The organism is Lentzea sp. NPDC054927 (assembly GCF_053610285.1).
The window spans coordinates 1-24,851 of record NZ_JBSGXZ010000056.1 but is presented as its reverse complement, the minus strand read 5'-3'; the positions used below and the strand labels follow the sequence as shown (position 1 = coordinate 24,851).

The 24,851-nt window shown below is 67.7% G+C and carries 28 protein-coding genes; 9 read left to right on the top strand and 19 right to left on the bottom strand.

The window, feature by feature from the left end:
- Nucleotides 1-112 precede the first annotated feature (112 nt).
- The 6 genes from ACWGE0_RS41470 to gatC form a co-directional block, all read right to left on the bottom strand.
- On the bottom strand, nucleotides 113-2,578 hold the full coding sequence (locus ACWGE0_RS41470) for a CHAT domain-containing protein (RefSeq protein WP_452266365.1): 2,466 nt from the start codon (nucleotides 2,576-2,578) through the stop codon (nucleotides 113-115).
- Nucleotides 2,579-2,768: 190 nt separating this feature from the next.
- Nucleotides 2,769-3,056 (bottom strand): hypothetical protein, encoded by a 288-nt coding sequence (locus ACWGE0_RS41465; protein ID WP_452266364.1) that lies wholly within the window; start codon nucleotides 3,054-3,056, stop codon nucleotides 2,769-2,771.
- A 184-nt stretch (nucleotides 3,057-3,240) separates the two neighbouring features.
- Nucleotides 3,241-4,743, bottom strand: a complete 1,503-nt coding sequence (gene gatB, locus ACWGE0_RS41460) for an Asp-tRNA(Asn)/Glu-tRNA(Gln) amidotransferase subunit GatB (RefSeq protein WP_452266363.1) — start codon at nucleotides 4,741-4,743, stop codon at nucleotides 3,241-3,243.
- Complete coding sequence (locus tag ACWGE0_RS41455; protein ID WP_452266362.1) at nucleotides 4,740-4,937, bottom strand: hypothetical protein; 198 nt, start codon at nucleotides 4,935-4,937, stop codon at nucleotides 4,740-4,742. Before ACWGE0_RS41455 ends, gatB begins: the two co-directional genes overlap by 4 nt.
- Entirely contained in the window at nucleotides 4,934-6,418 is a 1,485-nt protein-coding gene (gene gatA / locus ACWGE0_RS41450) for an Asp-tRNA(Asn)/Glu-tRNA(Gln) amidotransferase subunit GatA (protein WP_452266361.1), read from the bottom strand. Before gatA ends, ACWGE0_RS41455 begins: the two co-directional genes overlap by 4 nt.
- Complete coding sequence (gatC, locus tag ACWGE0_RS41445) at nucleotides 6,415-6,714, bottom strand: Asp-tRNA(Asn)/Glu-tRNA(Gln) amidotransferase subunit GatC (protein WP_030467875.1); 300 nt, start codon at nucleotides 6,712-6,714, stop codon at nucleotides 6,415-6,417. The genes gatA and gatC overlap by 4 nt, the downstream gene beginning before the upstream one ends.
- A gap of 230 nt (nucleotides 6,715-6,944) precedes the next feature.
- Between gatC and ACWGE0_RS41440 the strand changes: the two genes are divergently transcribed.
- The gene (locus ACWGE0_RS41440) at nucleotides 6,945-7,598 is read left to right on the top strand and encodes an ACT domain-containing protein (protein WP_452266384.1); all 654 of its coding nucleotides are present in this window, start codon (nucleotides 6,945-6,947) and stop codon (nucleotides 7,596-7,598) included.
- Here ACWGE0_RS41440 and ACWGE0_RS41435 read toward each other — a convergent pair whose 3' ends face one another.
- Nucleotides 7,599-8,282 (bottom strand): 3-keto-5-aminohexanoate cleavage protein, encoded by a 684-nt coding sequence (locus ACWGE0_RS41435; RefSeq protein ID WP_452266360.1) that lies wholly within the window; start codon nucleotides 8,280-8,282, stop codon nucleotides 7,599-7,601.
- A gap of 60 nt (nucleotides 8,283-8,342) precedes the next feature.
- Between ACWGE0_RS41435 and ACWGE0_RS41430 the strand changes: the two genes are divergently transcribed.
- Both ACWGE0_RS41430 and ACWGE0_RS41425 read left to right on the top strand, forming a co-directional pair.
- Nucleotides 8,343-8,465: a hypothetical protein gene (locus tag ACWGE0_RS41430; protein WP_452266359.1), complete on the top strand. Its 123-nt coding sequence runs from the start codon at nucleotides 8,343-8,345 to the stop codon at nucleotides 8,463-8,465.
- 80 nt (nucleotides 8,466-8,545) lie between these two features.
- A complete protein-coding gene (locus ACWGE0_RS41425) occupies nucleotides 8,546-8,770 on the top strand; it encodes a hypothetical protein (RefSeq protein ID WP_452266358.1) in 225 nt (74 codons plus the stop codon).
- On the opposite strand, the gene ACWGE0_RS41420 is transcribed toward ACWGE0_RS41425, so the two are convergent.
- Nucleotides 8,767-9,222, bottom strand: coding sequence for an N-acetyltransferase family protein (locus tag ACWGE0_RS41420; protein ID WP_452266357.1), 456 nt, complete (start codon nucleotides 9,220-9,222; stop codon nucleotides 8,767-8,769). The two genes, ACWGE0_RS41425 and ACWGE0_RS41420, sit on opposite strands and share 4 nt — an antisense overlap.
- A gap of 17 nt (nucleotides 9,223-9,239) precedes the next feature.
- Between ACWGE0_RS41420 and ACWGE0_RS41415 the strand changes: the two genes are divergently transcribed.
- Nucleotides 9,240-9,656 carry an SWIM zinc finger family protein gene (locus tag ACWGE0_RS41415; RefSeq protein WP_452266356.1) on the top strand — a complete coding sequence of 139 codons (417 nt, stop codon included), beginning with the start codon at nucleotides 9,240-9,242 and terminating at the stop codon, nucleotides 9,654-9,656.
- Here ACWGE0_RS41415 and ACWGE0_RS41410 read toward each other — a convergent pair.
- From ACWGE0_RS41410 to ACWGE0_RS41385, 6 genes are read right to left on the bottom strand one after another with little or no spacing between them, the layout of a single operon-like run.
- A complete protein-coding gene (locus tag ACWGE0_RS41410) occupies nucleotides 9,645-10,154 on the bottom strand; it encodes a hypothetical protein (protein WP_452266355.1) in 510 nt (169 codons plus the stop codon). The two genes, ACWGE0_RS41415 and ACWGE0_RS41410, sit on opposite strands and share 12 nt — an antisense overlap.
- 57 nt (nucleotides 10,155-10,211) lie before the next feature.
- Nucleotides 10,212-10,715 carry a GNAT family N-acetyltransferase gene (locus tag ACWGE0_RS41405; protein ID WP_452266354.1) on the bottom strand — a complete coding sequence of 168 codons (504 nt, stop codon included), beginning with the start codon at nucleotides 10,713-10,715 and terminating at the stop codon, nucleotides 10,212-10,214.
- Entirely contained in the window at nucleotides 10,708-12,816 is a 2,109-nt protein-coding gene (gene ligA / locus ACWGE0_RS41400) for an NAD-dependent DNA ligase LigA (RefSeq protein WP_452266353.1), read from the bottom strand. The genes ACWGE0_RS41405 and ligA overlap by 8 nt, the downstream gene beginning before the upstream one ends.
- Before the next feature lie 33 nt (nucleotides 12,817-12,849).
- Nucleotides 12,850-13,503, bottom strand: a complete 654-nt coding sequence (locus tag ACWGE0_RS41395; protein WP_452266352.1) for a hypothetical protein — start codon at nucleotides 13,501-13,503, stop codon at nucleotides 12,850-12,852.
- A gap of 5 nt (nucleotides 13,504-13,508) precedes the next feature.
- A complete protein-coding gene (locus ACWGE0_RS41390) occupies nucleotides 13,509-14,066 on the bottom strand; it encodes a YdeI/OmpD-associated family protein (protein ID WP_452266351.1) in 558 nt (185 codons plus the stop codon).
- Entirely contained in the window at nucleotides 14,063-14,584 is a 522-nt protein-coding gene (locus ACWGE0_RS41385) for an LppU/SCO3897 family protein (RefSeq protein WP_452266350.1), read from the bottom strand. Before ACWGE0_RS41385 ends, ACWGE0_RS41390 begins: the two co-directional genes overlap by 4 nt.
- Before the next feature lie 64 nt (nucleotides 14,585-14,648).
- On the opposite strand from ACWGE0_RS41385, the gene ACWGE0_RS41380 reads away from it, so the two are divergent.
- On the top strand, nucleotides 14,649-15,131 hold the full coding sequence (locus tag ACWGE0_RS41380) for a GNAT family N-acetyltransferase (protein ID WP_452266349.1): 483 nt from the start codon (nucleotides 14,649-14,651) through the stop codon (nucleotides 15,129-15,131).
- On the opposite strand, the gene ACWGE0_RS41375 is transcribed toward ACWGE0_RS41380, so the two are convergent.
- The 3 genes from ACWGE0_RS41375 to ACWGE0_RS41365 all read right to left on the bottom strand — a co-directional run bounded on the left by ACWGE0_RS41375 (nucleotide 15,118) and on the right by ACWGE0_RS41365 (nucleotide 19,518).
- Entirely contained in the window at nucleotides 15,118-16,485 is a 1,368-nt protein-coding gene (locus ACWGE0_RS41375) for a hypothetical protein (RefSeq protein ID WP_452266348.1), read from the bottom strand. The genes ACWGE0_RS41380 and ACWGE0_RS41375 overlap by 14 nt on opposite strands.
- Before the next feature lie 38 nt (nucleotides 16,486-16,523).
- The gene (locus ACWGE0_RS41370) at nucleotides 16,524-18,377 is read right to left on the bottom strand and encodes a glycoside hydrolase family 9 protein (protein WP_452266347.1); all 1,854 of its coding nucleotides are present in this window, start codon (nucleotides 18,375-18,377) and stop codon (nucleotides 16,524-16,526) included.
- Between the two features lie 91 nt (nucleotides 18,378-18,468).
- Complete coding sequence (locus ACWGE0_RS41365) at nucleotides 18,469-19,518, bottom strand: methionine synthase (RefSeq protein WP_452266346.1); 1,050 nt, start codon at nucleotides 19,516-19,518, stop codon at nucleotides 18,469-18,471.
- Nucleotides 19,519-19,653: 135 nt separating this feature from the next.
- On the opposite strand from ACWGE0_RS41365, the gene ACWGE0_RS41360 reads away from it, so the two are divergent.
- Both ACWGE0_RS41360 and paaI read left to right on the top strand, forming a co-directional pair.
- Nucleotides 19,654-20,976 (top strand): cellulose binding domain-containing protein, encoded by a 1,323-nt coding sequence (locus ACWGE0_RS41360; RefSeq protein WP_452266345.1) that lies wholly within the window; start codon nucleotides 19,654-19,656, stop codon nucleotides 20,974-20,976.
- A gap of 460 nt (nucleotides 20,977-21,436) precedes the next feature.
- Nucleotides 21,437-21,823 (top strand): hydroxyphenylacetyl-CoA thioesterase PaaI, encoded by a 387-nt coding sequence (gene paaI / locus ACWGE0_RS41355; RefSeq protein ID WP_452266344.1) that lies wholly within the window; start codon nucleotides 21,437-21,439, stop codon nucleotides 21,821-21,823.
- On the opposite strand, the gene ACWGE0_RS41350 is transcribed toward paaI, so the two are convergent.
- Together ACWGE0_RS41350 and ACWGE0_RS41345 are read right to left on the bottom strand one after the other, a co-directional pair.
- Entirely contained in the window at nucleotides 21,762-22,160 is a 399-nt protein-coding gene (locus ACWGE0_RS41350) for a hypothetical protein (protein WP_452266343.1), read from the bottom strand. The genes paaI and ACWGE0_RS41350 overlap by 62 nt on opposite strands.
- Before the next feature lie 38 nt (nucleotides 22,161-22,198).
- Nucleotides 22,199-23,341 (bottom strand): hypothetical protein, encoded by a 1,143-nt coding sequence (locus ACWGE0_RS41345; RefSeq protein ID WP_452266342.1) that lies wholly within the window; start codon nucleotides 23,339-23,341, stop codon nucleotides 22,199-22,201.
- 36 nt (nucleotides 23,342-23,377) lie between these two features.
- Between ACWGE0_RS41345 and ACWGE0_RS41340 the strand changes: the two genes are divergently transcribed.
- Nucleotides 23,378-23,881, top strand: coding sequence for a DUF6584 family protein (locus tag ACWGE0_RS41340; protein WP_452266341.1), 504 nt, complete (start codon nucleotides 23,378-23,380; stop codon nucleotides 23,879-23,881).
- On the top strand, nucleotides 23,878-24,729 hold the full coding sequence (locus ACWGE0_RS41335; RefSeq protein ID WP_452266340.1) for a serine/threonine dehydratase: 852 nt from the start codon (nucleotides 23,878-23,880) through the stop codon (nucleotides 24,727-24,729). The genes ACWGE0_RS41340 and ACWGE0_RS41335 overlap by 4 nt, the downstream gene beginning before the upstream one ends.
- Nucleotides 24,730-24,851 lie beyond the last annotated feature (122 nt).

The following is a 24,851-nucleotide window of genomic DNA, read 5'->3' as shown; positions in this document are numbered from 1 at the left end:
AAACCGCGCAGGCGAACGAGAAAAGTTCACCAACCGCTGCCACAAGTAAGGGTACAAATCACCACTGACCAGGCCGTTCATTTCACTGAACGCCCACAACCACTCGAACGGCCTAGCCAGACCCCAGGCACAGGAACGGCCTGCGGAACGGATCCTTCGCCATCGCCTCAGCCAACGCCACCGCCGGCGCGGCCCCCGCGGCCAGCGCCCGGTGGTAGTCGGCCATCGCCGCCGCACTCGCCTCGTCCCCGACCTTGCTGGCCGCCGCCACTACCGTCCGCGTGCCCCCGGCCAACATCGCCCCGGCGAACCCGAGCGCCTCGTCACCGGGCCTGATGCGGTTCAACGCCAACGAACAGGCCGCCAGCACCACATGGGCCGGCGGCTTGCGGAGCCTGCCCAACTCGTGCGCGAACAACGGCCCGTCCACCAACTCGAGCCGCGAGAACAACGCGTTCTCGTTCTCATGCTCACCGTGCGCCGCAACGTGCACGAGGTCCGCCCCGTCGAGATGAGCAAGCACCTCCGCCGCCGTCGCGTCCTCCCCCGAAAGCACCGTGGCCTTGTCGTGGTGCGCGGCCAGCCGGTCCAACTCGCCGTCCGCGAACAGCAGACTCGGCCCCCGCACCAGCAACACCCGGTCGGTCCGCGGGTTGTCCGACTGCGCGGCCGCCAACCACGCCGTGGCACTGGGCGCCGTGACAACAGGCCGGCCGTGCAAGCTCGGAATGACCCCCCAGGGCACCGCGTACAGCGTCCCGGTGGGCACCACGATCAGTTCGCGCTCACCGATCAGATGGACCAACGGCTTGATCAGCAACGTGTCCAGCGTGTCCGCCTGCCGACGCGCCGACGCCCCGATGACCTGCACCAACGGCGGCTGCAGATAGTCCGGCGCCAACGCGTTGAGGTCGAAGTGCAGCTTCTGCGCACTCTCCAGCGCTTCCTTCGCCGCACCCAGCCGAACCATCCGCACCTGGCCGCCGGCGATCACAACGGCGACCATCCCGCCGCCCGACACCACAAAGCTGACCATGGCCCGCTCACCCAGTTCGGCGACGACCTCCGCGAGGCCGGCCATCGGACGCGGCCGACCCCAGCGCTGCGCGTTCCACCCCAACCGGTTGGCTTCCCGCTGCGCCTTGGCCAGCTTGGACCTCAACTCCTGGGTGGGCCTGCCGTCCAGACCGGCACGCATCAGGTCCCGACCGAGACCGCGAACTTCCACGATGCGCTCGGCCAGCTCGGAGTTCTCTACGTGCTCCAACGGTTCGTAGCGGTAGGTCTGCGCACGGGTGCGTTCGAGCCACACGAACAACCGCCGCGCGTCGTTGCTCTCCAGCACCAAGCGGATTGCAAGCTCGCCCAGTTCCCGGCCGTGGACGGCGGTAGCCGACACGAGTTCGAGGCCCCCGAGCTGGTCACGGACCTGACCCAGTTCCTCGAGCCCCTTGCGAGCGTGCAACAACGCCGCCCGGCGATTACCTTTCGCCAACGCCAGCTCGGCCAGCAGCAGCCTGCGTTGCATCCGGTGGTCGATCGGAGTGACGCCTCTCGGGCCGGGCAGCTGCCGCAGCAGTTCCTCGGCTTCGACTAGCCTGCGTCTGCGGACCTGAAGCCTGGCAGCCAGCAACTTCGCCAGCCGCGCCTCGTCCACGAGGTGGTTCGCCGCCAGCACGTCGGAGAGAGTCAGCGCCTTCTCCACCAACGCCGCGGTCACTCGCTTGGCCTGCATCGCGTGCGCCCAGAGTTCGATGAGCGCGGCCATCATCCACCAGGTGCTGCCGCGCTTCTCCAGCTTTCGCTGAGACCGCTTCGCCATTCGCCGAGCGAGATCGAGCTGGTAGTCGAGCAACGCGGCAGAGGCGCGGAACATCTCGACCTCGGCGACGTCCTGTTTCCGCTTCTCGCGGCGCATCACCGGCAGCGCCTCGTCCAGCTGCCTACCGGCCTCATCGGACAGTCCGACCATCAGCATCAGTTCGGCGCGGTCGAGCTGTACTCCAGTGAGCAATGACGTCTGACCGTGCGCACGGAGAAAGTGTTCTGTCTCCTCGTACCGCCGCAACGCCTCTGCCAGGTCACCGCTTTGCTTGTGGGTGTTGGCAAGCGCGTGCAGCGTGTACGGGTACAGGTCGTCCAACTGGTACTCGCGAGCGAGCGCACTGGCGCTTTCCAGGTCGGCGATGGCGACATCGCGGCGGCGGACCGCGGCGTTGGCGAACGCACGGGCGATCCGTGCCGATGCGAGTTGCCTCAGCAGTCCGGCGTCGAGCTGATCCGGAGCAGTCGCCCGTTCGTGCTCGATGAACGAAATGATCGGTCCAAACCATTGGACGGCCTGCTCCGGTTGGCCGAGCCGGAGAACGATGTTGCCCTGGCTGTGATCAATGCATCCGTGCAGCAACGCGCGTTGCCTCGGGTCTGCCAGAAGATCGGTTTCGCGGCGCGCGGCGTCGAATGTCGCCATGGCGACCGACATGCCGCTGGTTTCTCCCAGGCTGCGACCCAGGGTGTAGAGAATCCGCACCCGCAGTTCAGTCCGTTCCGGACTGTCAGGGGCGCGATCGGTGTGCACGAGTGCACGGTTGAGGAGACGGATGGCGGCAGGAGCCTGGTATTTCTCTTGCTCGACCCAACCGGTCCGGTACAACTCGCGCGCTCTCTCCAGGGCACGAGCGGGCATGTGATCATCACACCACATGCCTCCAAATGGCGCTGTCCGCCAACCAGGCGCAGGCCTGACCGACGGACAGAGCGGAGTGTGACTAGCTCGCGACTTCCTGCTTCGCCAGGTTGTCCGGGTGGTTCGGGCATTCCGCGTCGTGCAGGTGCTCGGTCTCGTCGAAGTTGCCGACGAGCATCATCGGGCCGGGCGGCTGCCCGCAGCACTGCGGCCGGATCGGAGGCTTCGGCGACGGCGAAGGCACCGGGGTCGGCGGCGCAGGCTGCGGCTGTGGCGCGGGCTGCGGCGTGACCGGAGTGCCTTCGAGCGTCGATTCCTGCTGTTCCGGCTCCACTGCCGGGGCCAGCGTGTTCTCGCGCTGGACGGTCATGAGGTTCCCCCCTCGTTTGGACTATTTACTTCCCATCCCCCCAGATGGGTGCGCCAGAAAGACGCGCACACACGGCTACAGGTATACGTCTCATTTAGCTAACAGCCACTCGGTCGGCCTAAGATCACAAAGGGCCACCTGCACAAACAGGTGACCCTTTGTGATTTTTATGGCGAATGTGTATCTACGAGCAGCGTTGGAGCACGATCTCGCGCACGCGGGCCGCGTCGGCCTGACCCTTCGTGGCCTTCATGACCGCGCCGACGATGGCTCCGGCGGCCTGGACCTTGCCGTCGCGGATCTTCTGCGCGACGTCCGGCTGGGCGGCGAGGGCCTCGTCGACGGCCTTCTCCAACGCCGAGTCGTCCGAGACGACCTTGAGGCCGCGCTTCTCGATGACGACTTCCGGGGAGCCTTCGCCCTCCAGGACGCCGTTGACGACCTCGCGGGCGAGCTTGTTGGTCAGCGTGCCCGCGTTCACCAGCTCGATCACCTTCGCGACCTGGGCCGGGGTGATGGCGAGGTCGGTGACCTCGATGCCCTTCGAGTTGGCCTGCTGCGCGAGGTACGACACCCACCAGGAGCGGGCTTCGTCCGGCTTCGCGCCCGCCTCGACGGTGGCGATGATGACGTCCAGCGCGTTGGCGTTGACCAGGTCGCGCAGGACCTCGTCGGTGAGCTTCCACTCCTCCTTGATGCGCGCGCGGCGCTCCCAGGGGAGCTCGGGCAAGGTCAGGCGCAGTTCCTCGACCCACTCGCGCGACGGCGCGATCGGGACCAGGTCCGGCTCCGGGAAGTAGCGGTAGTCCTCCGCCGTCTCCTTCTTGCGGCCCGGCGACGTCGAACCCGAGGACTCGTCGAAGTGACGGGTCTCCTGGGTGACCTCGCCGCCGTTCGCCAGCACCGCGGCCTGACGCGTCATCTCGAAGCGGACAGCGCGTTCGACGCTGCGCAGGGAGTTGACGTTCTTGGTCTCGGTGCGGGTGCCCAGCGCGCCGGTGGTCTTCGGCGAGAGCGAGACGTTCGCGTCGCAGCGCAGCGAGCCCTGGTCCATGCGGACGTCGGACACGTCGAGCGCCTTGAGCAGGTCGCGCAGCGCCGCGACGTACGCGCGGGCCACCTCGGGAGCGCGTTCCTTGGTGCCGGGGATCATCTTCGTGACGATCTCGATCAGCGGCACACCGGCGCGGTTGTAGTCGAGCAGCGAGTGCTCCGCGCCGTGGATGCGACCGGTCGCGCCGCCGACGTGCAGCGACTTGCCCGTGTCCTCCTCCATGTGCGCGCGCTCGATCTCGATCCGCACGACCTCGCCGTCGTCCAGCGTCACGTCGAGCCAGCCGTTGAACGCGATCGGCTCGTCGTACTGCGACGTCTGGAAGTTCTTCGGCATGTCCGGGTAGAAGTAGTTCTTCCGGGCGAACCGGCACCACTCGGCGATCTCGCAGTTCAGCGCGAGGCCGATGCGGATCGCCGACTCGATCGCCTTGGCGTTCACCACCGGCAGCGCGCCCGGCAGGCCGAGGCAGATCGGGCAGGTGTTCGTGTTCGGCTCGCCGCCGAAGACGTTGGCGCAGCCGCAGAACATCTTCGTGTTGGTGTGCAGCTCGACGTGCACCTCGAGGCCCAGGACGGGGTCGTACTTCTCGATGACCTCGTCGTAGTCCATCAGCTCAACCAGAGAGGTCATGCCAGGTCGTCCTTCCGCAGAGCACGAACGGCCAGCGCCGCACCGGTGATCGCCACGGCGATGCTGGCGATCGCGTTCGCCAGGGCCAGCTTGTCGTTCTTGGCCCGCGCGTTCCGGAAGCCCGAGAACGCGGCCGCGGCACCGGCGACGGCGCCCGCGAGGCCGAGGAAACCCCTTGCCTTCTTGATGTTCACAGCGACGGACCTCCGAACGCGCCACGCGCGGCCTCGTACGCGGCGGCCACCCGGTACATGCGGTGGTCCTGCAGCGCGGGAGCCATGATCTGCAGGCCGACCGGCAGACCGTCCTCATCGGACAGACCGCTCGGCACGCTCATGGCAGGCGTGCCCGCGAGGTTCGCGGGAATGGTGCAGAGGTCGGCCTTGTACATGGCGATCGGGTCGTTCGCGCGCTCACCGATCTTGAACGCCGTGGTCGGCGTGGTCGGCGAGATGAGCACGTCGAACTTCTCGAACGCCTTCGCGAAGTCCCGCGTGATCAGCGTGCGGACCTTCTGCGCCGAGCCGTAGTACGCGTCGTAGTAACCGGACGACAGCGCGTACGTGCCGATCATGATGCGGCGCTTGACCTCCGGGCCGAAACCGGCCTCTCGGGTCAGCGACATGACCTCCTCGGTGCTGCGCGTGCCGTCGTCGCCGACGCGCAGGCCGTAGCGCATGGCGTCGAACCGGGCGAGGTTCGACGAGCACTCGCTCGGCGCGATGAGGTAGTAGGCGGGCAGCGCGTAGTCGAAGCTCGGGCACGACACGTCCGCGATCTCCGCGCCGAGCTCCTTGAGCTGCGACACGGCGGCCTCGAAGCTGCGCGCCACGCCCTGCTGGTAGCCGTCACCGCTGAACTGCGTGACGACACCGATGCGCAGACCGGACAGGTCGCCGTTCAGACCCTCGCGGGCGGCGGCGACGACCGGCGGCACCGGGGCGTTGATCGAGGTGGAGTCCATCTCGTCGTAGCCCGCGATGATCTCGTGCAGCAGCGCGGCGTCCAGCACCGTGCGCGCACACGGACCGGCCTGGTCGAGCGACGACGAGAACGCGACGAGCCCGTAGCGCGACACACCGCCGTAGGTCGGCTTCACGCCGACGGTGCCGGTGACCGCACCGGGCTGGCGGATCGAGCCACCGGTGTCGGTGCCGATCGCGAGCGGCGCCTGCAGGGAGGCCAGTGCGGCGGACGAGCCACCGCCGGAGCCACCGGGGATGCGGTCGAGGTCCCACGGGTTGTGCGTGGGGCCGTACGCCGAGTTCTCGGTCGACGAACCCATGGCGAACTCGTCCATGTTCGTCTTGCCGAGGATGACGACGCCGGCTTCCTTGAGCTTGCGCGTCACCGTGGCGTCGTAGGGCGGGATCCAGCCTTCGAGGATCTTGGAGCCGACCGTGGTCGGCACCCCCTCGGTCGTCATGACGTCCTTGAGCGCGAGCGGCACACCGGCGAGCGAGGACACCTTCTCGCCCGCCTTGACGGCGTCGTCGACCTTGCGGGCCTGCGCGAGCGCGCCCTCGGTGTCGACGTGCAGGAAGGCGTGGACCTTGCCGTCGGTCTCGGCGATGCGGTTCAGGTGGGCCTGCGTGACCTCGACACTGGAGACCTCACCGCTGTGGATCTTCGCGGCGAGTTCGGCCGCGGTGGCGTGGATCAGGTCGTTGGTCATGCTTCCTCACCAAGGATGCGGGGCACGCGGAACCGGCCGTCCTCGGCTTCAGGAGCGCCTGAGAGCGCCTGCTGCTGACCGAGGCTCGGACGGACCACGTCCTCGCGGAAGACGTTGGTCAGCGGAACGGCGTGCGACGTCGGTGGGATGTCGGCCGTGGCGATGTCGCCAACCGAGGCCACCGACTGGAGGATCACGTCGAGCTGGCCGGCGAACAAGTCGAGCTCGTCCTCGGTAACAGCCAGCCTGGCGAGCTTCGCCAGGTGCGCGACCTCGTCGCGGGAGATGCTGGGCACTCCTGTCAACCCCCGTAGGGTCGGGATACGAATCGGGAACCCCGTGAGTCTATGGGCTGGTCAGGCGCGCCTTCGAACGGGTTACCGCCTGGGTTTCTGACCGACCTCTCAACTTAACCGTTCCGCAACGCGGACAGCAGGTCATGCGCTGACGATGCGTCTGCGAGAATCACCGACCGGCAACGGCGCAAGACGCGGGGTCTCGCGCACGAGCTATGGAGGCGTTCACCTTGTCGTTCCTGATCCGGGTCCAGCTCCCGGACCGTCCCGGCACCCTCGGCGCGGTCGCAACGGCTTTGGGCGAGATCGGGGCGGACATACTCAGCGTCGACGTGGTGGAACGCGGTTCCGGCATCGCCATCGACGACCTCGTGGTGGAACTGCCGTCCGGCCGCCTGCCCGACACGTTGATCACCGCGGCCGAATCCGTCGAAGGCGTCGAGGTGGACGCCGTGCGGCCGTACGCAGGGATTTTGGACACCCACCGCGAGCTGGAACTCGTCGAGGAGATCGCCGACGATCCGCGCAAGGGCCTCGACATCTTCACCGAGGGCGTCCCGAAGATCATCCGCGCCGGCTGGGCCGTCGTCGTCGGCCCCGAGGGCACCGGCATCAACCGCCTGACCGCCTCCTCCGCCGCCCCGGAGACGCGGATGGCGGACGTGCCGTGGTTCCCGCTGGAGCGCGCGACCGTGCTCGACGGCGAGGAGGAGTGGGTACCGGAGACCTGGCGCGAGCTGGGCACCGAACTCGCCGCGACACCGTTGGGCAAGCCGGACCGCGTGCTGGTCGTAGGACGTCCCGGCGGGCCGATGTTCCGCGCGGCCGAGGTGGCGCGGCTGGCGCATCTGGCCGGAATCGTCGCCGTGGTGCTGCCGGACTAGCTAGCTGGGGGCTTTGGCCCTCCGCTGCCGTCTGGCCATCGCGATCAGCTCGGCGTTGTTCTTGGCCCGGCGGCCGTCGGGCATCAGCAGGGTGTCTTCCAGGCCCATGCGCACGTGGTGTTCGAGCGTCGCGGCGTACCCGAAGACCAGCCAGGCGTCGTCGTCCTTGCCGTGCAACAGGATCGGCAGGCCGAGCGGTTCCACGTGCCGAAGCAGCTGTTCCGCGGTCTGCCGGGTCGCGCTGACGGTGATCCTCGTGGTGCCCAGGGGTGGTTCGGTCAGGTCCGCGGGCGATTCCACGACGAGTTCGACACCGACGTTGACCCGGTGCAACGCCTGGGCCAGCTCACGCCACCCCGGCTGGTTCACGTGCACGCAGGCGACGTCCGGCCGCCCCGCCGCGAGCGGCGCCCAGCTGCCGATCAACGTCGTGCGGTTGCCGGGAACGTTCGTCGACACGCTGATCTCGATGCCCGGCACCGCCGCCCGCACCGTGGCGATCGTGGTGGCGATCTCCGGCCCGGCCAGCGTGAGCGCGCCGATGACGTCCCTCGGGTGGATGTGCACCGAGGTGACGCCGAGCGCGGCGACGTCGGCGGCGTCCTCGGCCAGGCGCTCAGGTGACAGCGGCAGGGCCGGGTGCTCCTCGGCTGTGCGGGAGCCGTTCAGACAGGCTTGCAGCACACTTCATACGGTCCCACACAATCCTCGCCGCCGCGTTGCTCCAACGGTTAGCTTGGGACCATGCGACTGGCGTGGACGTTCGCCCAATCCGGCCTGACGATGGGCGATCTGGCCCTGGGTGTCGCCGGGGTGCTCGCGGTGGCCGGCGTGATCGTGGTGGCCGTGATGCGCCGCAAGCGCTGAGCTCCGCCCGATCTGCGGGCTCGCTGTTCTGCCGCCAGAATCGGCCGTGATCGCCCTCACCTTCTGGAGGTAAGAAGATCATGGCCGTGACCGTGAACCTCGACATGCTCCTCGACAAGGCTTACGAGAACCTCCCGCTCAACGAGATCCTGGACGCCCCCGTCGACGCGCTGCAGGGCGTGAGCGCGGGTGACGCGGAGAAGCTGAAGGCCGCGTTCAACATCAAGACGGTGCGCGACCTGGGCACCAACAAGTTCTTCCGCGCCGCCGTGACGCTGCTCGACCTGGAGGCGACGGCTCGTTAGAGCAGGATGCGGTAGTGGACGAACGGCGTCTTCTCCGCGACCTGGTCGTAGAGCTTGCGGGCGGTTTCGTTCCACTCGCTGGTGTGCCAGTAGACGCGGGCGCAGGCCTGTTCGCGAGCCCACTCCGTCACCGCCTCGATGAGCGCGCGGCCGGCACCACGGCCGCGCGCCTCGGGTGCGGTGAAGAGGTCCTGCAGGTAGCAGACGTCCGGGCCGGACGTGCTGGGGTGTTTGAAGAAGTGCGTGATGCCGATGATGTCGCCCTCGTCGCGGGCGCATAGGGCGTGGATGCTTTTGCCCACTTGGAACGCTTCCCACTTCTCGTCGTAGGTTTCCGCTGGCAGCGTGCGTTCGTAGAAGGTGTTGTAGCCCTCGAAGAGCTCTTGCCAGCGGGCGCGGTCCTCGGGTTCCAGTGGGCCGATCGCGATCATGTTGATCCTTTCTGTGGTCACCCGGTTGGATGACCTCCGTGTCGACGACCCTCACCACCGAGCTGCTGCTGCACCGCGCGGGCACCAAGTCGTACTGGCGCGGGCTCACCTACCGCGACTCCGTGCAGTCCTTGCGGGTGCACAGCAGGCACGTGGCGGCGCGGGTGCGGGGCGGTGACGACGCGGCGTACGTGGTGGAGCTTTCGTGGTCGGGCACGCATTTGGTGGGCGCTTGCAGTTGTCCGCACGGGTCGGAGGGGTTCTTCTGCAAGCACTGCGTGGCCGTCGGGCTGGTGTTGCTGGACCGGGGTGAGACGGTGCCGCCGCCGGACGCGGAGGACCTCGAGCTCAAGGACACGCTGAGATCGTTGCCCGCGGAGGTCCTGCGTGACCTGCTGTACGAGCAGGCGGCGGGTGATTCCAAGCTGCGGGCGCGGATCATCTCAGCACTCTGACGGTTGCTGGGTTTCCGGCAGCAAGGCGCAGTGTTTGTAGTGCCCCAACGCGACGTCGGCGAGCACCCAGCCCTCGTTGCCGCGGCTGAAGGTCAGCAGGTGCGGCAGGCCGTAGCCGGTGTACTGGACTGTGCCGGCGTCGACGAAGTACAGCTCGCCGTGCTCGTGGACGCGCACCACGACCGCCTTGCCGTTCTGGTCGACGTCGAACCTGTCCACGCGCGTCCTGATCTCCGCGGACCGGTAGCGCGTGCGGGCCGGCAACCTCCTGGCGGCGTCGAGCTTCGCTTCGTGGACGTCGAGTTTCGCGGCCAGAGCCGGCGTGACCGGTACGCCGAAGCCTGGAGTCTGAGGGCCGGTGGTGACCTTCTGCGCCCGGTTCTCCAGGTAGCGCTGGGCGATTCCGGCGATCTGGCTCCGGTCCGGCTCGCTGAGGGTCCCAGGGGTCGCCGAGGCGCCCAGCAGCAGCGGCGCCAGCAGGACAACGGCCCATCTCATCTCGCGAACCCCCATTCGCCGGCTGTCCGGTGGACGCGCGGCTCACGACGGGGTTGCTCAGAGCGGCATTCCGTAGGCGTAGGCCACCAGCTTGATGCCAGGCAACGGCATCCAGTCGCGGTCCGGCAGACGAGTGAAGCCGAGCCGCTCGTACAACCGGTGCGCCGCCAGCATCTTCTCCGACGACGACAGCACCACCTGGCCCGCACCGGCGGCGCGGGCGCGGTCGATCACCGTGCGCACCAGTGCCTCGCCCACGCCTCGGCCGCGCGCCGAGGACGCGACCGAGAGCATGCGGAACTCCAGCTCGCCCGGCTGTGAGATCTCCGCGTAGGGCGTCGCGGGATGCACGACCGTGACGGAGCCGAGGACTTCGCCGGAGCCGCTGTCGGCCGCGACCAGGAGTTCGGCGTCGCGAAAGCGGGACGCGGCGTCGGCGAGGGTCTTGGCGTAGTCGTCGTGAGCGTCCACGAAGCCGTCGACGCTGTACGCCTCGACCGTGATCGCTCCGACCACCGGCAGGTCGGCCTCGCGAGCCGGGCGGATGATCAGGTCAGCCATCTGAGCCTTCTTCCCCTGGGAGGGCCACCTCCCTCGCCGCGTCCGGGCCCTGTTCCAGCAGGACGCGGAAGCCCGCCTCGTCGAGAACCGGGACCTTCAGGGAGATGGCCTTGTCGTACTTGGATCCTGGCGAGTCGCCGACCACCACGAAAGCGGTTTTCTTGGAGACCGAACCGGCCGCCTTGCCACCGCGGGCCAGGATCGACTCCTTGGCCGAGTCGCGGGAGTACTCGGTCAGCGAGCCGGTGACCACGATGGACAGGCCTTCGAGGTTGCGGGTGATGGACTCGTCGCGCTCGTCCTCCATCCGCACGCCCGCGGCCCGCCAGCGCTCCACGACTCCTTGACGCCACTCCGTTTCCCGCCATTCGACCACCGCCGTCGCGATGGTCGGGCCGACGCCCTCGGCGCTGGCCAGGACGTCCTCCTCAGCGGCGATGATCGCGTCCATCGAACCGAACTGGAGCGCCAGCGCGCGGGCGGCGGTCGGGCCCACGTGGCGGATCGACAGCGCGACCAGCACCCTCCACAGAGGACGTGACTTGGCCGCTTCCAGGTTGTCCAGCAGCTTCAAGGCGTTCGCGGACAGCTCGCCGTTCTTGGTCTTGAAGCGCTCGATCTGCTGCAGGTCGTCGGCGTCGAGGTCGAACAGGTCGGCCTCGTTCGTGTACACCGTGGACTCGGTGATCGCGGCGGCGGCCTCGTAGCCGAGCACCTCGATGTCGAGCGCGGAACGGGAAGCCAGGTACGCCAGGCGTTCACGCAGCTGGCCGGGGCACGTCTCCGCGTTGGGGCAGCGGATGTCGACGTCGCCTTCCTTCATGGCACGCAGCTCGGCGTTGCACTCCGGGCAACGGGTCGGCATGACGAACTCACGCGCGTCGGCCGGGCGCGCGGCCAGCACCGGGCCGAGCACCTCGGGGATCACGTCGCCCGCCTTGCGGATCACGATGCGATCGCCGATCAGCACGCCCTTGCGCTTGACCTCGGACCCGTTGTGCAGCGTGGCCCGTGCGACCGTCGAGCCGGCCACCTTCACCGGTTCCATCAGGGCGAACGGTGTCACGCGGCCCGTGCGGCCCACCTGGACCTGGATGTCCAGCAGCGTGGTGGTGGCTTCCTCCGGCGGGTACTTGTACGCGATCGCCCACCGCGGGGCGCGCGACGTGGTGCCGAGCCGGCGTTGCAGGGACACCTCGTCGACCTTGATGACCAGGCCGTCGATCTCGTGGACCGCGTCGTGCCGGTGTTCGCCCCAGTACTCGACCTTCTCGCGGATCTCCACCGGGTCGGTCAGCACGGCGGTGTGCGGGGAAGTCGGGAGGCCCCACGACTTCAACGCCTCATAGGCCAGTGACTGGCGCGCGACCTCGAACCCCACCGTCTTGCCGATGCCGTGGCAGATCATCCGCAGCTTGCGCGCGGCGGTGACCTTCGGGTCCTTCTGCCGCAACGAGCCCGCGGCGGTGTTGCGCGGGTTCGCGAACGGCGGTTTGCCCTGCTCGACCAGCGAAGCGTTCAGCGCCAGGAAGTCCTCAACCGCGAAGAAGACCTCGCCGCGCACCTCGACCAGATCCGGCACCGGGTACTCGTCGGACCCCTTCAGGATCTCCGGCACGTCCGCGATCGTGCGGACGTTCAACGTCACGTCCTCGCCCGTGCGGCCGTCGCCACGGGTCAACGCCCGCGTGAGCCTGCCCTTCTCGTACAGCAGGTTGATCGCCAGGCCGTCGATCTTCAGCTCGCACAGGAAGTGCGTGCCCGCGCCGATCTCCTTCTGGACGCGCTCGAACCACACCGTCAGCTCGTCCTGGGCGAAGACGTTGTCCAGGCTGAGCATGCGCTCCAGGTGGTCGACCGCCCTGAACTCGGTCGAGAACGTGCCGCCGACGAGCTGCGTCGGCGAGTCCGGTGTGGCCAGACCCGGATGCTCGGCCTCGAGCGCCTCCAGCGACTTGAGCAACGCGTCGAACTCACCATCGGTGACGATCGGGTCGTCCAGCACGTAGTAGCGGAACTGGTGCGAGCGCAACTCCTCCGCGAGCACGGCATGCCGCTCGCGGACCTCTGCGGGAACGTCTTCAAGGCCTTCGCTGGTCACGTCACTAAGCTTAGTGACCAGGTCTGACAGTTTTCAGCCGTCCGAAACCCCGGCGAGTTCCCTGACTAGTGAACGCAGCTCCAGCAGGCTGATCGTGCCCTCCGGTTCCAGCTGCGCGGTCTCCACGCGCCGCAACCGCTCCCCCGCCAGCCGCTCGCCGAGAGTGACGTCCAGCGGCAGGAACGTCATCGTCTGCCGCTGCTGGTCGCTCAGCTCCGCGAGCGCCGGGTGGTAGACCGCGACGTCCACCACGTCACCGTCCACCTGGGCCACCACGCGGTAGTCGCCGAGCCGCATGCGCACCTCGCCGAGGTTGACGATCACCTCGGTCGGGTCCGGCACCGGCGGCACCGAGTCGTGGAACTCCCACACCATGTCCGACGGCGGGGCGGCGTTGATCCACGCGTCGGTGTACGGCCGCAGCCGCGGGTCTTCCTGACCGGTGATCACGAGCGCGTAGATCGCCATGTGGCCCTGCTCGAGCGAGAACATCAGGTCCGGGTGCAACTCCCGGACGAGGTCCTTCAGCTCGTCCTCGACCCGATGCGGTTCCCCGTCACCAAGCGCCGCGCTCACCACCGGTACCAGCTCGAACCACCGCTCCCAGAAGCGCTGCGCGGCCTCCTCGGCGTTCGGCAGGTGAGCGGGCGTGACGTCTTCGGCTTTGCGGCGGCGGAACCACTTCATGATGTTCAAGCGTAGAGCTTGCGTCCGTCGGCCAGCATTTCGACGAACTGGGCGATGCGCTTCTGCCGCGTCTCCGCGCGCTTCGCGTCGTGGATGCGCAGCAGGATCGCGTACCTGTTCTGGCTGTTCAGCGTCTCAAAGAACGCGGCAGCCTTGGGGTTCGCCTTGAGCGCCTCGACGAGGTCGTCCGGCACCTCGATCGTCGCCGGGCCCGCGTACGCCGCCTCCCAGCGTCCGTCCGCCTTGGCCTTCTCGATCTCGGCGAGCCCCGCCGGCAGCATCTTGCCCTGTGCGATCAGCTCCTCGACCTTGGCGCAGTTGCGCTTGGACCACTTGCTGCGGGGGCGCCGAGGCGTCCACCGTTGCGAGTAGTAGGAGTCGTCCACAGACCGTGTGAGCCCATCAATCCATCCGTGGCACAACGCGATGTCCAGCGCCTCGGCGTAAGTGATCGACTTGAGCCCCGAGCCCTTCTTGGCGTACTTGATCCAGAGCTCGGTCTCCTGCGCACCGTGCTCGTGCAGCCAGGCGTCGAACTGCGCGGGTTCCTCGAAGACGATCAACGCACCCTCCTCAGGCAGAGCGTCATGTCCTCATAGGGAACACCGAGTTCGGCCTCTTCGGGGCAACTTTCTCGCACAACGCCGACAACTTGCACGTTCACGCGTGGCGCAGCGCAGTCGAACTTGGCCACCACGGACCGTTGGAGATCCTCGGTGTCGAGCTCGAAGCAGTCGCCGCGCTCGGCGTTGGGCAGCAGGCACAGCGCGGCGTTGTGCCTGGTGTCGCGCAACACCTTGTACTCACCGCGCGGGCATTGGGCACTCGTTTCGGTGAGCACGGTCCCGATCTTCAACGCGGCCCGCTCGCCCTTGCAGTCGATCACCGTCAGGCCCAGGTCGTTCTCGCCGGGGCCGGTGAACTTGACGCAGCTGCCTTTCGCCGCCTTCGAATAGTCCGTGAGGAACAGGGATTCCGGTGCCGCTGGCGCTGGTTCGTCCGCTTCGCTGAACGCCCACCACAGTCCGAGGTAGGCCAACACGGCGAGTACGCACACCATCACGGTCTGTCTGACGACCACGCAGCGGATTATGGCGGCGAAAACTCGGTGGCGCGCGACGACTTACCGGGACACAGTGCGCGTCATGCTGATCCGGCGGGAGACGCCCGCAGACATCGACGCCATCCGCACCGTCACGAACCTCGCGTTCAAGAACGGACCCGAGGCACCGCTGGTCGACTGGTTGCGGGAGGACGAGGGCTGGATTCCGGAGTTCTCACTCGTCGCGGACGGCGTCATCGGGCACGTCGTCGGCACTCGCGGGTACATCGGCGACGACTTCCCCGCTTTGGGGATCGGGCCGCTCAGCGTGCACCCCGACCACCAGCGCAGTGGCGTCGGCAAGGCGCTGATGCACGCCGTTCTGGGCGCGGCGGAGGCTCGTGGCGAGCGCGCCGTCATCCTGTTGGGCGACCCGAACTACTACTCGCGGTACGGTTTCCGGCTCGCGGCGGAGTTCGGGATCACGCCGCCTGTTCCGGAGTGGGCGCCGCACTTCCAGGCTCGGCTGTTCGGTGACGTGCCGGGCGGGGCGTTCCGGTACGCGGAGCCGTTCAACCGACTTTGAGCACCTCACCGTCGGCCGTGCGCGCGTGGACCGTGCCGTCTGGCTGAGCTGACACGGTGTCGATGAACCTGGCCTCGCTCAACGGTTCCCAGGCCGTGCCGAGGCGGTGCACGCGTCCGCCGATCAGGGTGTGCACGCTGACCGTCCCATCAGGACGGAGGACCGCCTCGGGCGAGGCTTCCAGTCCCTGGGCGATCTCGCGCCACGCACCCGCGCCGCCTGCCACGAGCGTGGTGCCGGAGCGGAGGTACAGGACGACGGACCCGTCCGGGAGGGTGACCGCGGACGGCTTGCCGGTGGCGAACCCAGGCGGGCTGAGCACCTGCCAACTCGGAATCGTTTCGGTTTCGGCATTCGGCTGGAAGGGCTCTGCGGGGTTCCCGCAGAGCCGGCCGATGGCGTCTGCAAGTACCGCCAACTCAACATCAACTGGCGTTTTTCCACTACCAACGTGACCTGCGCGATCGAGCGGGCTCACAGGTCGGGTGTAGTTGGCGGCGCTTTGATCATGAGTTGGCGGTACTTGCACACGCCGATCAGCAGGAGCGACTTCGTTGGAGCACTGCAGGGCACCCGAGGCCTCCGCTCCGATCATCTCAGAGGGGTCTGACAATTTCGCCACGCTGCCGTCGGCCAGCACGCCGTACAGCACGACCGTCCCATCAGGACGCAACACCGCCTCAGGATCGCCCGCCACACCGGAGGCCACTTGCCGCCAAACTCCGTCGGCCAGCACCCTGACGTCACCGCGAACAGTCCGCGCATAGACGAACCGGCCGGCCACAGAAGGACGTCCGACGAAGTCACCAGAAGTGCTCAAGCGCGTGCGATCAACCCGGACATCGCCGTCCTCCACGACGTACACGCCACCGGCCACCACCTCGGGCCCGCCTTGCCAAGCCTGGCGCAGCATGGACGAGGCCCGATCCAACGCCTGGTCGTAGCGCTCCGGACAGCAGGATCGCTGCACCGCGTCAGCGAGCATCCCCGCGGAGAGATCCGGCCGGTCCACCTTCACCGCGTACTCGAAGAACCGGCGCGCGGCGTACGAGACGTCCATGATCTCGGCGGGCGTGCCCCACCCCATCGACGGCCGCTGCTGGAACACGCCCAGGGAGTCCGCGTCGCCGCAGTCCAGGTTGTTCATGTGCGACTCGACCCACCCGGCCTCGAACCCGGCGAGCATCACCTTCTCGCTGACCTTCAGGGACAGACCAACGGCGTGCACGACACGGATCACGTCCGCGTCGTGCACGCCGGGAACTCGGCAGGCCACGTTCAGCGGCAGCGCGTGAGCGACACCAGCCGTACCAGCCGAAACAAGCAGCGAGAAGACCAGCGCGAGCCTGAGCACAAGTCCGAATTGGACACCCCGGCTCGCACTGGCGCCACTCAGGAGTTGGCGATCAGCGAGAAGCCCAGCACGCCCGTCGCCGTGAAGTCGATGGCGGGCTCGGAGCTCGGCCACGACCGGAGGTCGTCGGCGAACACGGACTTCGCGGAGTCGAACTCCTTGGTGTACGGCTTGGTGCAGTCCACCGCGCCCGGCGGCATCTCGCCGAGGTCGCCGAACAGGGAGGCGTCGTTCGGGCCGTTGATCACGGCACCGACCAGCACCTTCGAGCCACCGTTCGGCGAGCCGGAGAGGTTCGCGGCCTGGTGGTGCGGGCACTCGGGGAACCTCGCGCCGACGCCGACGATCAGCGAGGTGCCCCAGGCGTTCGTGCCGAGAGCGAAGCCGCGCTGCTGCGTGCCGAAGGTTTCGTACTTCTTGTCGCCGGTCAGCTTCTGGTACAGCGCGGCGGTGGTGATGAAGCCGAACGTGCGCGAGCCGACGTCCCAGGTCTCGACGTTGGCGGCGGTGCGGAACGGCGAAGCCTGGGCAGCGACCGCGCCCTTCTCGAGCTGGCGCTGGATGTCGCCGACGACCTGCTTCTCGGTCACCTCGGCGCCGGGGACGCCCTTCTTCAGCAACGGAGCGAGATCGGCGTGGCCGAGCGCGGAGATGTTGTAGACGTTCAACGTGTCGGGGTCACCGGTGGCCAGGAACTCCTTGGCCCAGTGCGCGGCGGCACGAGCGAACTGGTTGTAGCGCTTGTCGTTCAACGCCTTCGCGGCCAGCGCGAGCTGGGTGGCGCCGAACTCCATGTCGTCGGTCCACGACTCTTCCGGGTAGTACGCGTGCGGGAACGCCGTCACGAGCTCGCCGGGGTTCTCGGTCTTGGCCGCCGCGAACAGCTGAGCGGCCTTGTTCAGGTACTCGCACGCGAGACGCGGGTTGCGACGAGCCTCGATCTGCGCGGCCAGTGCGAACGAGCCCGCGACGCGGCCGACCAGGTTCGGGCTGATCTTCTCGCCAGCCTTGTTCGCGCTGAACACCGGCCGGTACTTGATGTAGTACTCGCTGTCGCCCGGCTTGACGTCGAGCTTGTCGTCAGCCTCGGGCAGGCGCCACACGTCGTGGTCGCCGACGAAGCCGAACTCCTCGGAGCCGGTGCCGATGCCGACCTGGGCGTACAGCACCCCGGTCTTCTCGTCCCACGCCTTGTCGAGCCACTTGAGGCCGAACTTGGCCTCCTCGTACAGCGCGTCGTTGTGCTTGTTGCGCAACGCCAGCAGCATCGAGGCGGTCGAGTAGGACGAGGCGTGGGTGAACTTCACGAAGTCACCGGCGTCGAACCAGCCGCCTTCGAGGTCGACCTTCACACCCGTCGGCTTCAGCGGCGCCGCGATCTCGTCGCCGCCCTCGCCCTTGAACACCGGCGTCTCGTAGACCGCGGCCGAGCGGTCGGTGAGGTGCGCGGGCTTGCGGTTCAGGCGGCCGGGAATGACGTTCGCGCCATCCCGCTGCGCCTGGAAGAACTCCACGGTGTTGTTCGCGACCGGCTGGAACAGCTTGTTCAGCGAGTCGACCTTGAACGCCGTCGAGGTCGTCGAGCCGACCTTGATCCGGTACGTGCCGGACTTCTTCAGTGCGGAGAAGTCGATCGGGTGCACCGCGGGGAACGTGTCGCTCCACGAGCCCGTCGAGGCGCCCGTCTTCCCGGTCAGCACGGTGTTGCCGCGGCTGTCGACCACCGTGAACTTGGTGTTCGCGGCCCCGCCGAGCACGTAGGCGTGCTTCGCCTCGGTGGTGCCGAAACCGACCTGATCCAGCCTGATCTGCCCGGTGGGGGCCGCCTGAGCGGGCGCCACGACCACACCGGAAAGCACTGCGGCGACTAGGACTGCACGTCTGATGCGCATGAGGGGGAACTCCCGATCCAGGCCCGGCGGAAGCCTACGGTTAAGAAAGTTTCCTAATAGTTCGCAGCAGACTAGCCGCCCAAACCGGACATCACCAGCCCTCGGGCGGTTCCAAAAAGGACGAGGAGAGATCACGGGTCAACGACAGCGAGCGCTTCACCCAACCGGACGTCGCACCCGCTAGTCCGCACGTCGGCGTGGCCATCGCCCTCTCGGCCAGAATCGACCGCGGGAAGCCGAGGCGGTCGACCAGGCTGAACGCCCGCTGCCCCACGTCCTTCAACGTCACGGGCGTGCCGGGATCGGTGCTGGGCACCAGACCCAGCGCCAGCGTCGTGCCCGCCTCCCACGTCTCGCCGATCTCGTCGAGCGCCGCTGCCCCCTTGATCAGCGTCGCGTCGAACGCGATCGCGGCCGCGCCCGCCTCCCTGAGCAACGTCAACGGCGGGTGCGGCGCGCAGCAGTGGACGATCACCTCGTGGTCCTTCAACGCCTCGATCACGACGGCCAGCACGGTGCGGGCGTCCGGTTCGGGCACGGCGGCCACGGTGCCGAGCTTCGACGGCGTCGGCAGCAGGCCCTGCAGCACGGCGGGCAGGCCCGGTTCGTCGAGCTGCACGACGACCTTCGCCTTGGTGCGCTTGGCGACCTCGGCGGCGTGCAGCTTGAGGCCCTCGGCGAGCGACTCGGAGAACTCCTTCACCGCGCCGCGGTCCGTGAGCACCCGGTGGCCGCGCATCAGCTCGATGTTCGACATCAACGTCCACGGTCCGACGGCCTGCACCTTGACCGTCTCCGGCTGCGCACCCGCACGTTCCAACGCCTCGTCGAACGCGTCCAGGTCGCCCCGCAGCAGATCGACGGCCAGGCGGTGGTCACGACCGGGACGCGGGTTCACGCGGTAGCCGGAGGTGATGACCTCGATCGCGAGGTCGACGAGCAGGCCGGCGGTGCGGCCGATCATGTCCGCGCCAACTCCCCGGGCAGGCAGCTCCGGTACGTGCGGCAGGTCCGGCAGCTCGCCGACGACGATCTTCGCCGCCTCGTCGATGTCGGTTCCGGGCAGCGATCCGATTCCAGTAGCTCCATGCACCCACCGAATTGTTCCACTGTCCGCCAGACAGAAGAGGTCTAGACCCATTGACGCTGTGGTCTAGGCCACTTACCGTGATTGAGCAGGCGCTCTCAGTACGAAGCGCCCACAGTCGTGGTGTGGGAACGCGACGCGCCCCGTGTTCCCACACCACCCCTTCCCCCCTGCCGGAAGGACCACCCGATGGCCCGCTTCGCCCTTTTCGCCGCCGGGGCCGCCACCGCACTGGTGGCCGGACTCGTCGCCATCGCCCCGGCCTCCGCCGCCGGCGAATCCGCGGTGTTCAGCCAGGACTCGGCCTGGGGCTCCGGCTACCAGGGCAAGTACACGATCACCGCCGGCACCACCGCGCTGGCCGGCTGGAAGCTCGAGTTCGACCTCCCGGGAGCCACCATGGGCTCCTTTTGGGACGCCACGCTGACCAGCAGCGGCACCCACCACACGTTCACCAACCGCGAGTACAACGGCAACGTCTCCGCGGGCGCCTCGACGAGCTTCGGCTTCCTGGTGAGCGGCTCCGCGGTACCTACGAACTGCAAGCTCAACGGCGTCCCGTGCGGCGGCGGCTCGACACCAACGTCGACCACCACAACAACGCCCACCACCACTACGACGTCCGACGTGCCACCAACGCCCGGTAGCGCACGCGTCGCGCCGTACATCGACATCACGATGCCGAAGCCGTCACTGATCGACGTCGCCAACGCGACCGGCCAGAAGCACTTCACCCTCGCGTTCGCCCTGGGCTCTTCCGCCGGCTGCGCACCCGCGTGGGGCGGCACGGTCCCGCTGAACGACAGCCGCATCGTGAACGACGCCAAAGCGCTGAAAGCACAGGGCGGCAGCGTCATCGTGGCGACCGGCGGCGCGATGGGCCCGTACCTGGAGCACGTCTGCTCAACGGCTGACTCCCTGTACAACGCCTACGTCGCCGTGCTGGACGCCGTGGGGTCGAACAGCATCGATGTGGACGTGGAAGCAACGATCCCGCAGGCGATCGTGAACACGGCGCTGAAGAGGCTGCAGACCACCCGCGGCACCACCGTCAGCTACACGATGCGCATCCAGGGCCAGGACTACGGCATGGACCCGTACTCGGTCGACGTGCTGAAGGACGCGGCCGCCAAGGGCGTCGACGTGCTGGTGAACCCGATGCTGATGAACTTCGGCTACACGGGCAACTGGGGCGACGCGATGGTCGCCGCCTCGAACGCCACCCTCGGGCAGATGCGCGCCATCTGGCCGTCGAAGTCCGACGCACAACTGAAGGCCTCGCTCGGCCTCACGCCGATGATCGGACGCAACGACACGGGCCCGACCACCACCCAGGCCGACGCACGCAAGGTCGTCGACTACGCGAAGGCCAACCACGTCGGGCGGATCGCGTTCTGGTCCGCGGGCCGTGACAACGGTTCATGCCCCGGCGGCGGAGTTTCACCCACGTGCAGTGGAATCTCCCAGGCCAACTGGGAATTCACGAACCTGTTCAAGACCTACACGGGCTGATTCACCCTGCAGAGCAAAGGCCGGTCCGGGATCTTCCGTCCCCGCACCGGCCTTTGTTCGTTCGTCCGAGGCTTCTAACAGCCGCTGCAGCACCCGCAGCCCGGACCCGTGCACGAGCCGCAGCAAGAGCATCCAGCCATGGTGACCACCTCCGATTTTGAGCGATCAAGCTCTCGGACAGTAAGGCGCGCTCAACTCGGCGTGACACCACCTTCAGGGTGATTACGCTGCCACGATTGGCTTGTCCTCCGCCAACGGCTCGGTCGTCTTGGCCGGCTGGAGCCGACCATCACGCCATCGGAACGCCGATCTGGTGTACTCCGCTGATGCGCGAGCCTTCTTGCGCGACTTGAAACGGAGATGCTGTGCACGGTTGGCGAAGAAGTTCCCGAAGGCGCTGTGCAGGTGATGCAGAGCCTGCTGCGACGGGACGCTCGACACGTCGCGCTTGGAGTGACGAATGAATGGTCCTGCTGAGATGTTGGCCGCCGACAAGGCCTCCACCGCGCTCGGCATCGCGCCGATCGAGCTGCGCGACGGCTACGCGTTGCTGCGGATGACGGTCGCGGAAAACATGATCAACGGCCACGGCATCGCGCACGGCGGTTACGTCTTCTTGCTGGCGGACACGGCGTTCGCGTGCGCCTGCAACAGGGCCGGGTCCGTCACCGTCGCCGCCACGGCCGAGATCGACTTCATCAAGCCCGTGCACGAGGGCGACGAGCTGGTGGCGGAGGCGGTGGAACGGACCCGGTTCGGCCGCAGCGGGATCTACGACATCACGGTCAGGCGAGGGACCGAGATCGTGGCTGAGTTCCGCGGTCGCTCGCGGACCCTGCGCGCCTGAGGCCGATGAACTGCAGCGCGGCGAAGACGAACACGGCCAGCGCCTGCATCAACACCAGGCCGACGCCCGCGTCGGTGAGCGGGAACCACTTCAGCTCGGCCGTGAGAATGCTGTCCACGCCCCACACCGTGTTGCCGATGACAACAAGCAGCACCATTCGGCGATCCGGAACAGGACGCATCCCGAGCGAGAACACGCCCGCGCCGTAGACGAGGAAGAAAACACCGATCCCGATCAGCCATCCCGTCGGCATACCGATTTCCGGGCGGATCAGCAGGGCGAGCACGCCCATCGTGAACGAAGCGACACCGTCGAGTTTCAAGGCGAATTTCAACATGGCCCGACCATCGCCCGGTCAACGCTGCCAGAACCACGTCAAGCGCTGCCAACTCCTGCCATCAGGTCCGCCGCGACCAGCCGTGCGGCGGCGTTCTGCCAGTTGTGCAGCGTCCGCTCCGGCACCTGTGTCACGAACCACTGCAGCGCGCGGCGATCCTCGGCGTCGAGACCCTCTCGCTTGGTTCGCACCGAGTACGGCCGGATTCCCTTGACGTAATAGAAGTACAGCGCGTTGTAGTAACGCCATTCGTCGCTGGTGCCGAAATCGCCGTCGACAGGCTTCAGCCGCTGAATGCTGACGAGCAACATGCTTTTCAACTGCGCGGCGCGATCAAGCGGCGGAGCCTCGTCCGTGAGCGCGATCAACGGACTGGCCACCAACTTCCCGAGATCCCCGTAGTGACTCAACGCCTTGCGCGTCAGCCGGGCGAACTCCGCCTCGTCCTCCGTGACCAGCGCCCGCCGCTTGGGCAACGACTCGGCGGCTTCCCGCAGCTCGGCACGCTCAGCGGCCACCGCGGGCACCGCGAGCCGGTCGACGACGGCGGCCAGCGGGTTCGCCAGCACCTGAACCGCGATCGCCGCCGCCACGGTCGTGTAGGCGAGCAGGTCCGGCCCGCCGAACAACACCACCTGCGACCCGAACAGCACCGCCGTGAAGCCCGCGATCACGAACGACCGCAGCATGTCCGCCCGGATCGCCTCGCCCTCCTCGACTGCGTCCGTGACGGCCACCAGCACCCCGAACACCACGAGGTCGAAGCCGATCATCGGCAGCGTCACCGCGTCTGGCAGAAGTTGCAGCAGGAAGGCGGCAGCCGACAGCCCGAACATCACTCCAACGAGTGAAAAGTAGACGCGTTTCCTTATGGCAAGGACTGTCGACACGGCCAAAGGAACCAACACGATCCACGGCACCCACCACGAAGCCACCAAGATCAGTGGGAGCGCGACCAGCCACCACCTGATCAACTCGGGCCGCGCGAGCAACACGATCGCACCCGTCCAGGCCAGCGCAGGTACCCCGAGCAGCACGGGATGCGGCACGACGACCGCCGCCGAATAGCCGATCATCCCCGCGCCCGCGAACCACAGCAGCGGCTTGCGCGGATCGCGCGCGAGCAGGTACAGCCCGAGCCACCAGGCGAGGCCGGAGACCAGCAGCGATAGGCCAAACACGGGTCAAAGCTAGCCCTACCTGCAAAACTAATCTTCATGCCGGTAGAGCTGACGCTCCACAAAGCGGCCGAGGAGTTGCGACGAGGCGACCTCGCGAGCGTGCTTCGCGCACGTCAGCGCGTCGCCGGGCTGGTAGGCACCTACCCGCACCGCCTCGATCTCCGCGAGCGCCTCGCCGAGGTCTACCGAACCCTCGGCCAACCGGCCCAAGCCGGCCGCTGGACGTACCTCTCCGACGAACGCGACCCGGAAGAAACCCTCGCCTTCGAACGCGCCTACCGCAAAGCCGAGTCCCGCCTGGTGGCCCTCAGCTGGCAGGGCCGCGTGGACGAGGCCCCCACCGAAGCCGCACGAACCCGCCTGGCCTCCCTCTACCTGGAAGCCCGCATAGAGCTCCAGCACGACCTGGACGCCACCCCGAACGAGGAAACGTCCTGGGGCGCCTGCCTGATCGTCATGGTCGGCGGCACCTTCGTCCTCGTGTGTTTCATCCTGGGCATCGTGACTCTCGTCCAGTTCTTGTGGAAGCTGGTCACATGAGAACGCTGTCGCAGTACGTCCGCCGCACCCCGCTCATGCACGCCACTGTCGACGGCCGACCCCTGGTGCTCAAACTCGAACACCTCCAGCTGACCGGCTCGTTCAAGATCCGCGGAGCCGTCAACAAACTCCTCTCCCTGAACGTCTCCGAAGTCGTCACCGCGTCCGGCGGCAACCACGGCATCGCAGTAGCCCAAGCCGCCCAGCTACTCGGCGCCCACGCCACCGTCTTCGTCCCCGTGACCGCCCCAGAAACCAAAACCGCCCGCATCGAAGCCCTGGGCGCCAAGCTGATCCGCCACGGCACCACCTACGCAGAGGCCGCCCTGGCCGCCCGCGACCTCGGCCCGACCTACATCGAGGCCTACAACGACCGAACGGTGATCGAGGGCCAGTCCACGGTCACCCAAGAAATCGTCGAAGACGCCCCCGAAGTCGACACCATCTACGTAGCCGTGGGCGGCGGAGGCCTGATCGCCGGCGCCGCACTGGCCTCAGGCGGCCGCCACATCATCGCCGTGGAACCAGAAACCTGCTGCGCCATGCACAACGCCCTCGTCGCCGGTCACCCAGTCGACTCCGAGGTGAAGTCAGTAGCGGCCGACGCCCTGGGCGCCACCCGAGCAGGCGACCTCTCGCTGAAAATCCTTCAGCAGCACAACGTCACCTCAACCCTGGTGTCCGACGAGGAGATCCTCGCGGCCCGAGACCGCCTGTGGGCAGACTTCCGCCTGGCAGTAGAGCCAGCGGGAGCAGCAGCGTTCGCGTCGTTCCTCAAGGGAGACAAGCAAAGCGAGCTCCCCTGCGTAATCCTCTGCGGAGCGAACTCGGAGTGGCAGCCCCGCTAACGCATTGAGCAAGCGTTTCCGGCGGGGTGGTCCCGTCACGAGTCGTGCCACAGCTCTTGCTGCGTCGCTCCTGGTACGGCTTGTGACGGGACCACCCCGCCAACGCAACCACCTACGCAACG

Coding starts and splice junctions, on each gene's coding strand:
- ACWGE0_RS41465 (WP_452266364.1), bottom strand. CDS start 3,056: ATGACCGTCCAGCGCGAGAACACGCTGGCCCCGGCAGTGGAGCCGGAA.
- gatB (WP_452266363.1), bottom strand. CDS start 4,743: ATGACCTCTCTGGTTGAGCTGATGGACTACGACGAGGTCATCGAGAAG.
- gatA (WP_452266361.1), bottom strand. CDS start 6,418: ATGACCAACGACCTGATCCACGCCACCGCGGCCGAACTCGCCGCGAAG.
- ACWGE0_RS41430 (WP_452266359.1), top strand. CDS start 8,343: ATGCGACTGGCGTGGACGTTCGCCCAATCCGGCCTGACGATGGGCGAT.
- ACWGE0_RS41425 (WP_452266358.1), top strand. CDS start 8,546: ATGGCCGTGACCGTGAACCTCGACATGCTCCTCGACAAGGCTTACGAG.
- ACWGE0_RS41410 (WP_452266355.1), bottom strand. CDS start 10,154: ATGAGATGGGCCGTTGTCCTGCTGGCGCCGCTGCTGCTGGGCGCCTCG.
- ACWGE0_RS41405 (WP_452266354.1), bottom strand. CDS start 10,715: ATGGCTGACCTGATCATCCGCCCGGCTCGCGAGGCCGACCTGCCGGTG.
- ACWGE0_RS41395 (WP_452266352.1), bottom strand. CDS start 13,503: ATGAAGTGGTTCCGCCGCCGCAAAGCCGAAGACGTCACGCCCGCTCAC.
- ACWGE0_RS41380 (WP_452266349.1), top strand. CDS start 14,649: ATGCTGATCCGGCGGGAGACGCCCGCAGACATCGACGCCATCCGCACC.
- ACWGE0_RS41370 (WP_452266347.1), bottom strand. CDS start 18,377: ATGCGCATCAGACGTGCAGTCCTAGTCGCCGCAGTGCTTTCCGGTGTG.
- ACWGE0_RS41365 (WP_452266346.1), bottom strand. CDS start 19,518: ATGGGTCTAGACCTCTTCTGTCTGGCGGACAGTGGAACAATTCGGTGG.
- ACWGE0_RS41360 (WP_452266345.1), top strand. CDS start 19,654: ATGGCCCGCTTCGCCCTTTTCGCCGCCGGGGCCGCCACCGCACTGGTG.
- paaI (WP_452266344.1), top strand. CDS start 21,437: ATGAATGGTCCTGCTGAGATGTTGGCCGCCGACAAGGCCTCCACCGCG.
- ACWGE0_RS41350 (WP_452266343.1), bottom strand. CDS start 22,160: ATGTTGAAATTCGCCTTGAAACTCGACGGTGTCGCTTCGTTCACGATG.
- ACWGE0_RS41340 (WP_452266341.1), top strand. CDS start 23,378: ATGCCGGTAGAGCTGACGCTCCACAAAGCGGCCGAGGAGTTGCGACGA.
- ACWGE0_RS41335 (WP_452266340.1), top strand. CDS start 23,878: ATGAGAACGCTGTCGCAGTACGTCCGCCGCACCCCGCTCATGCACGCC.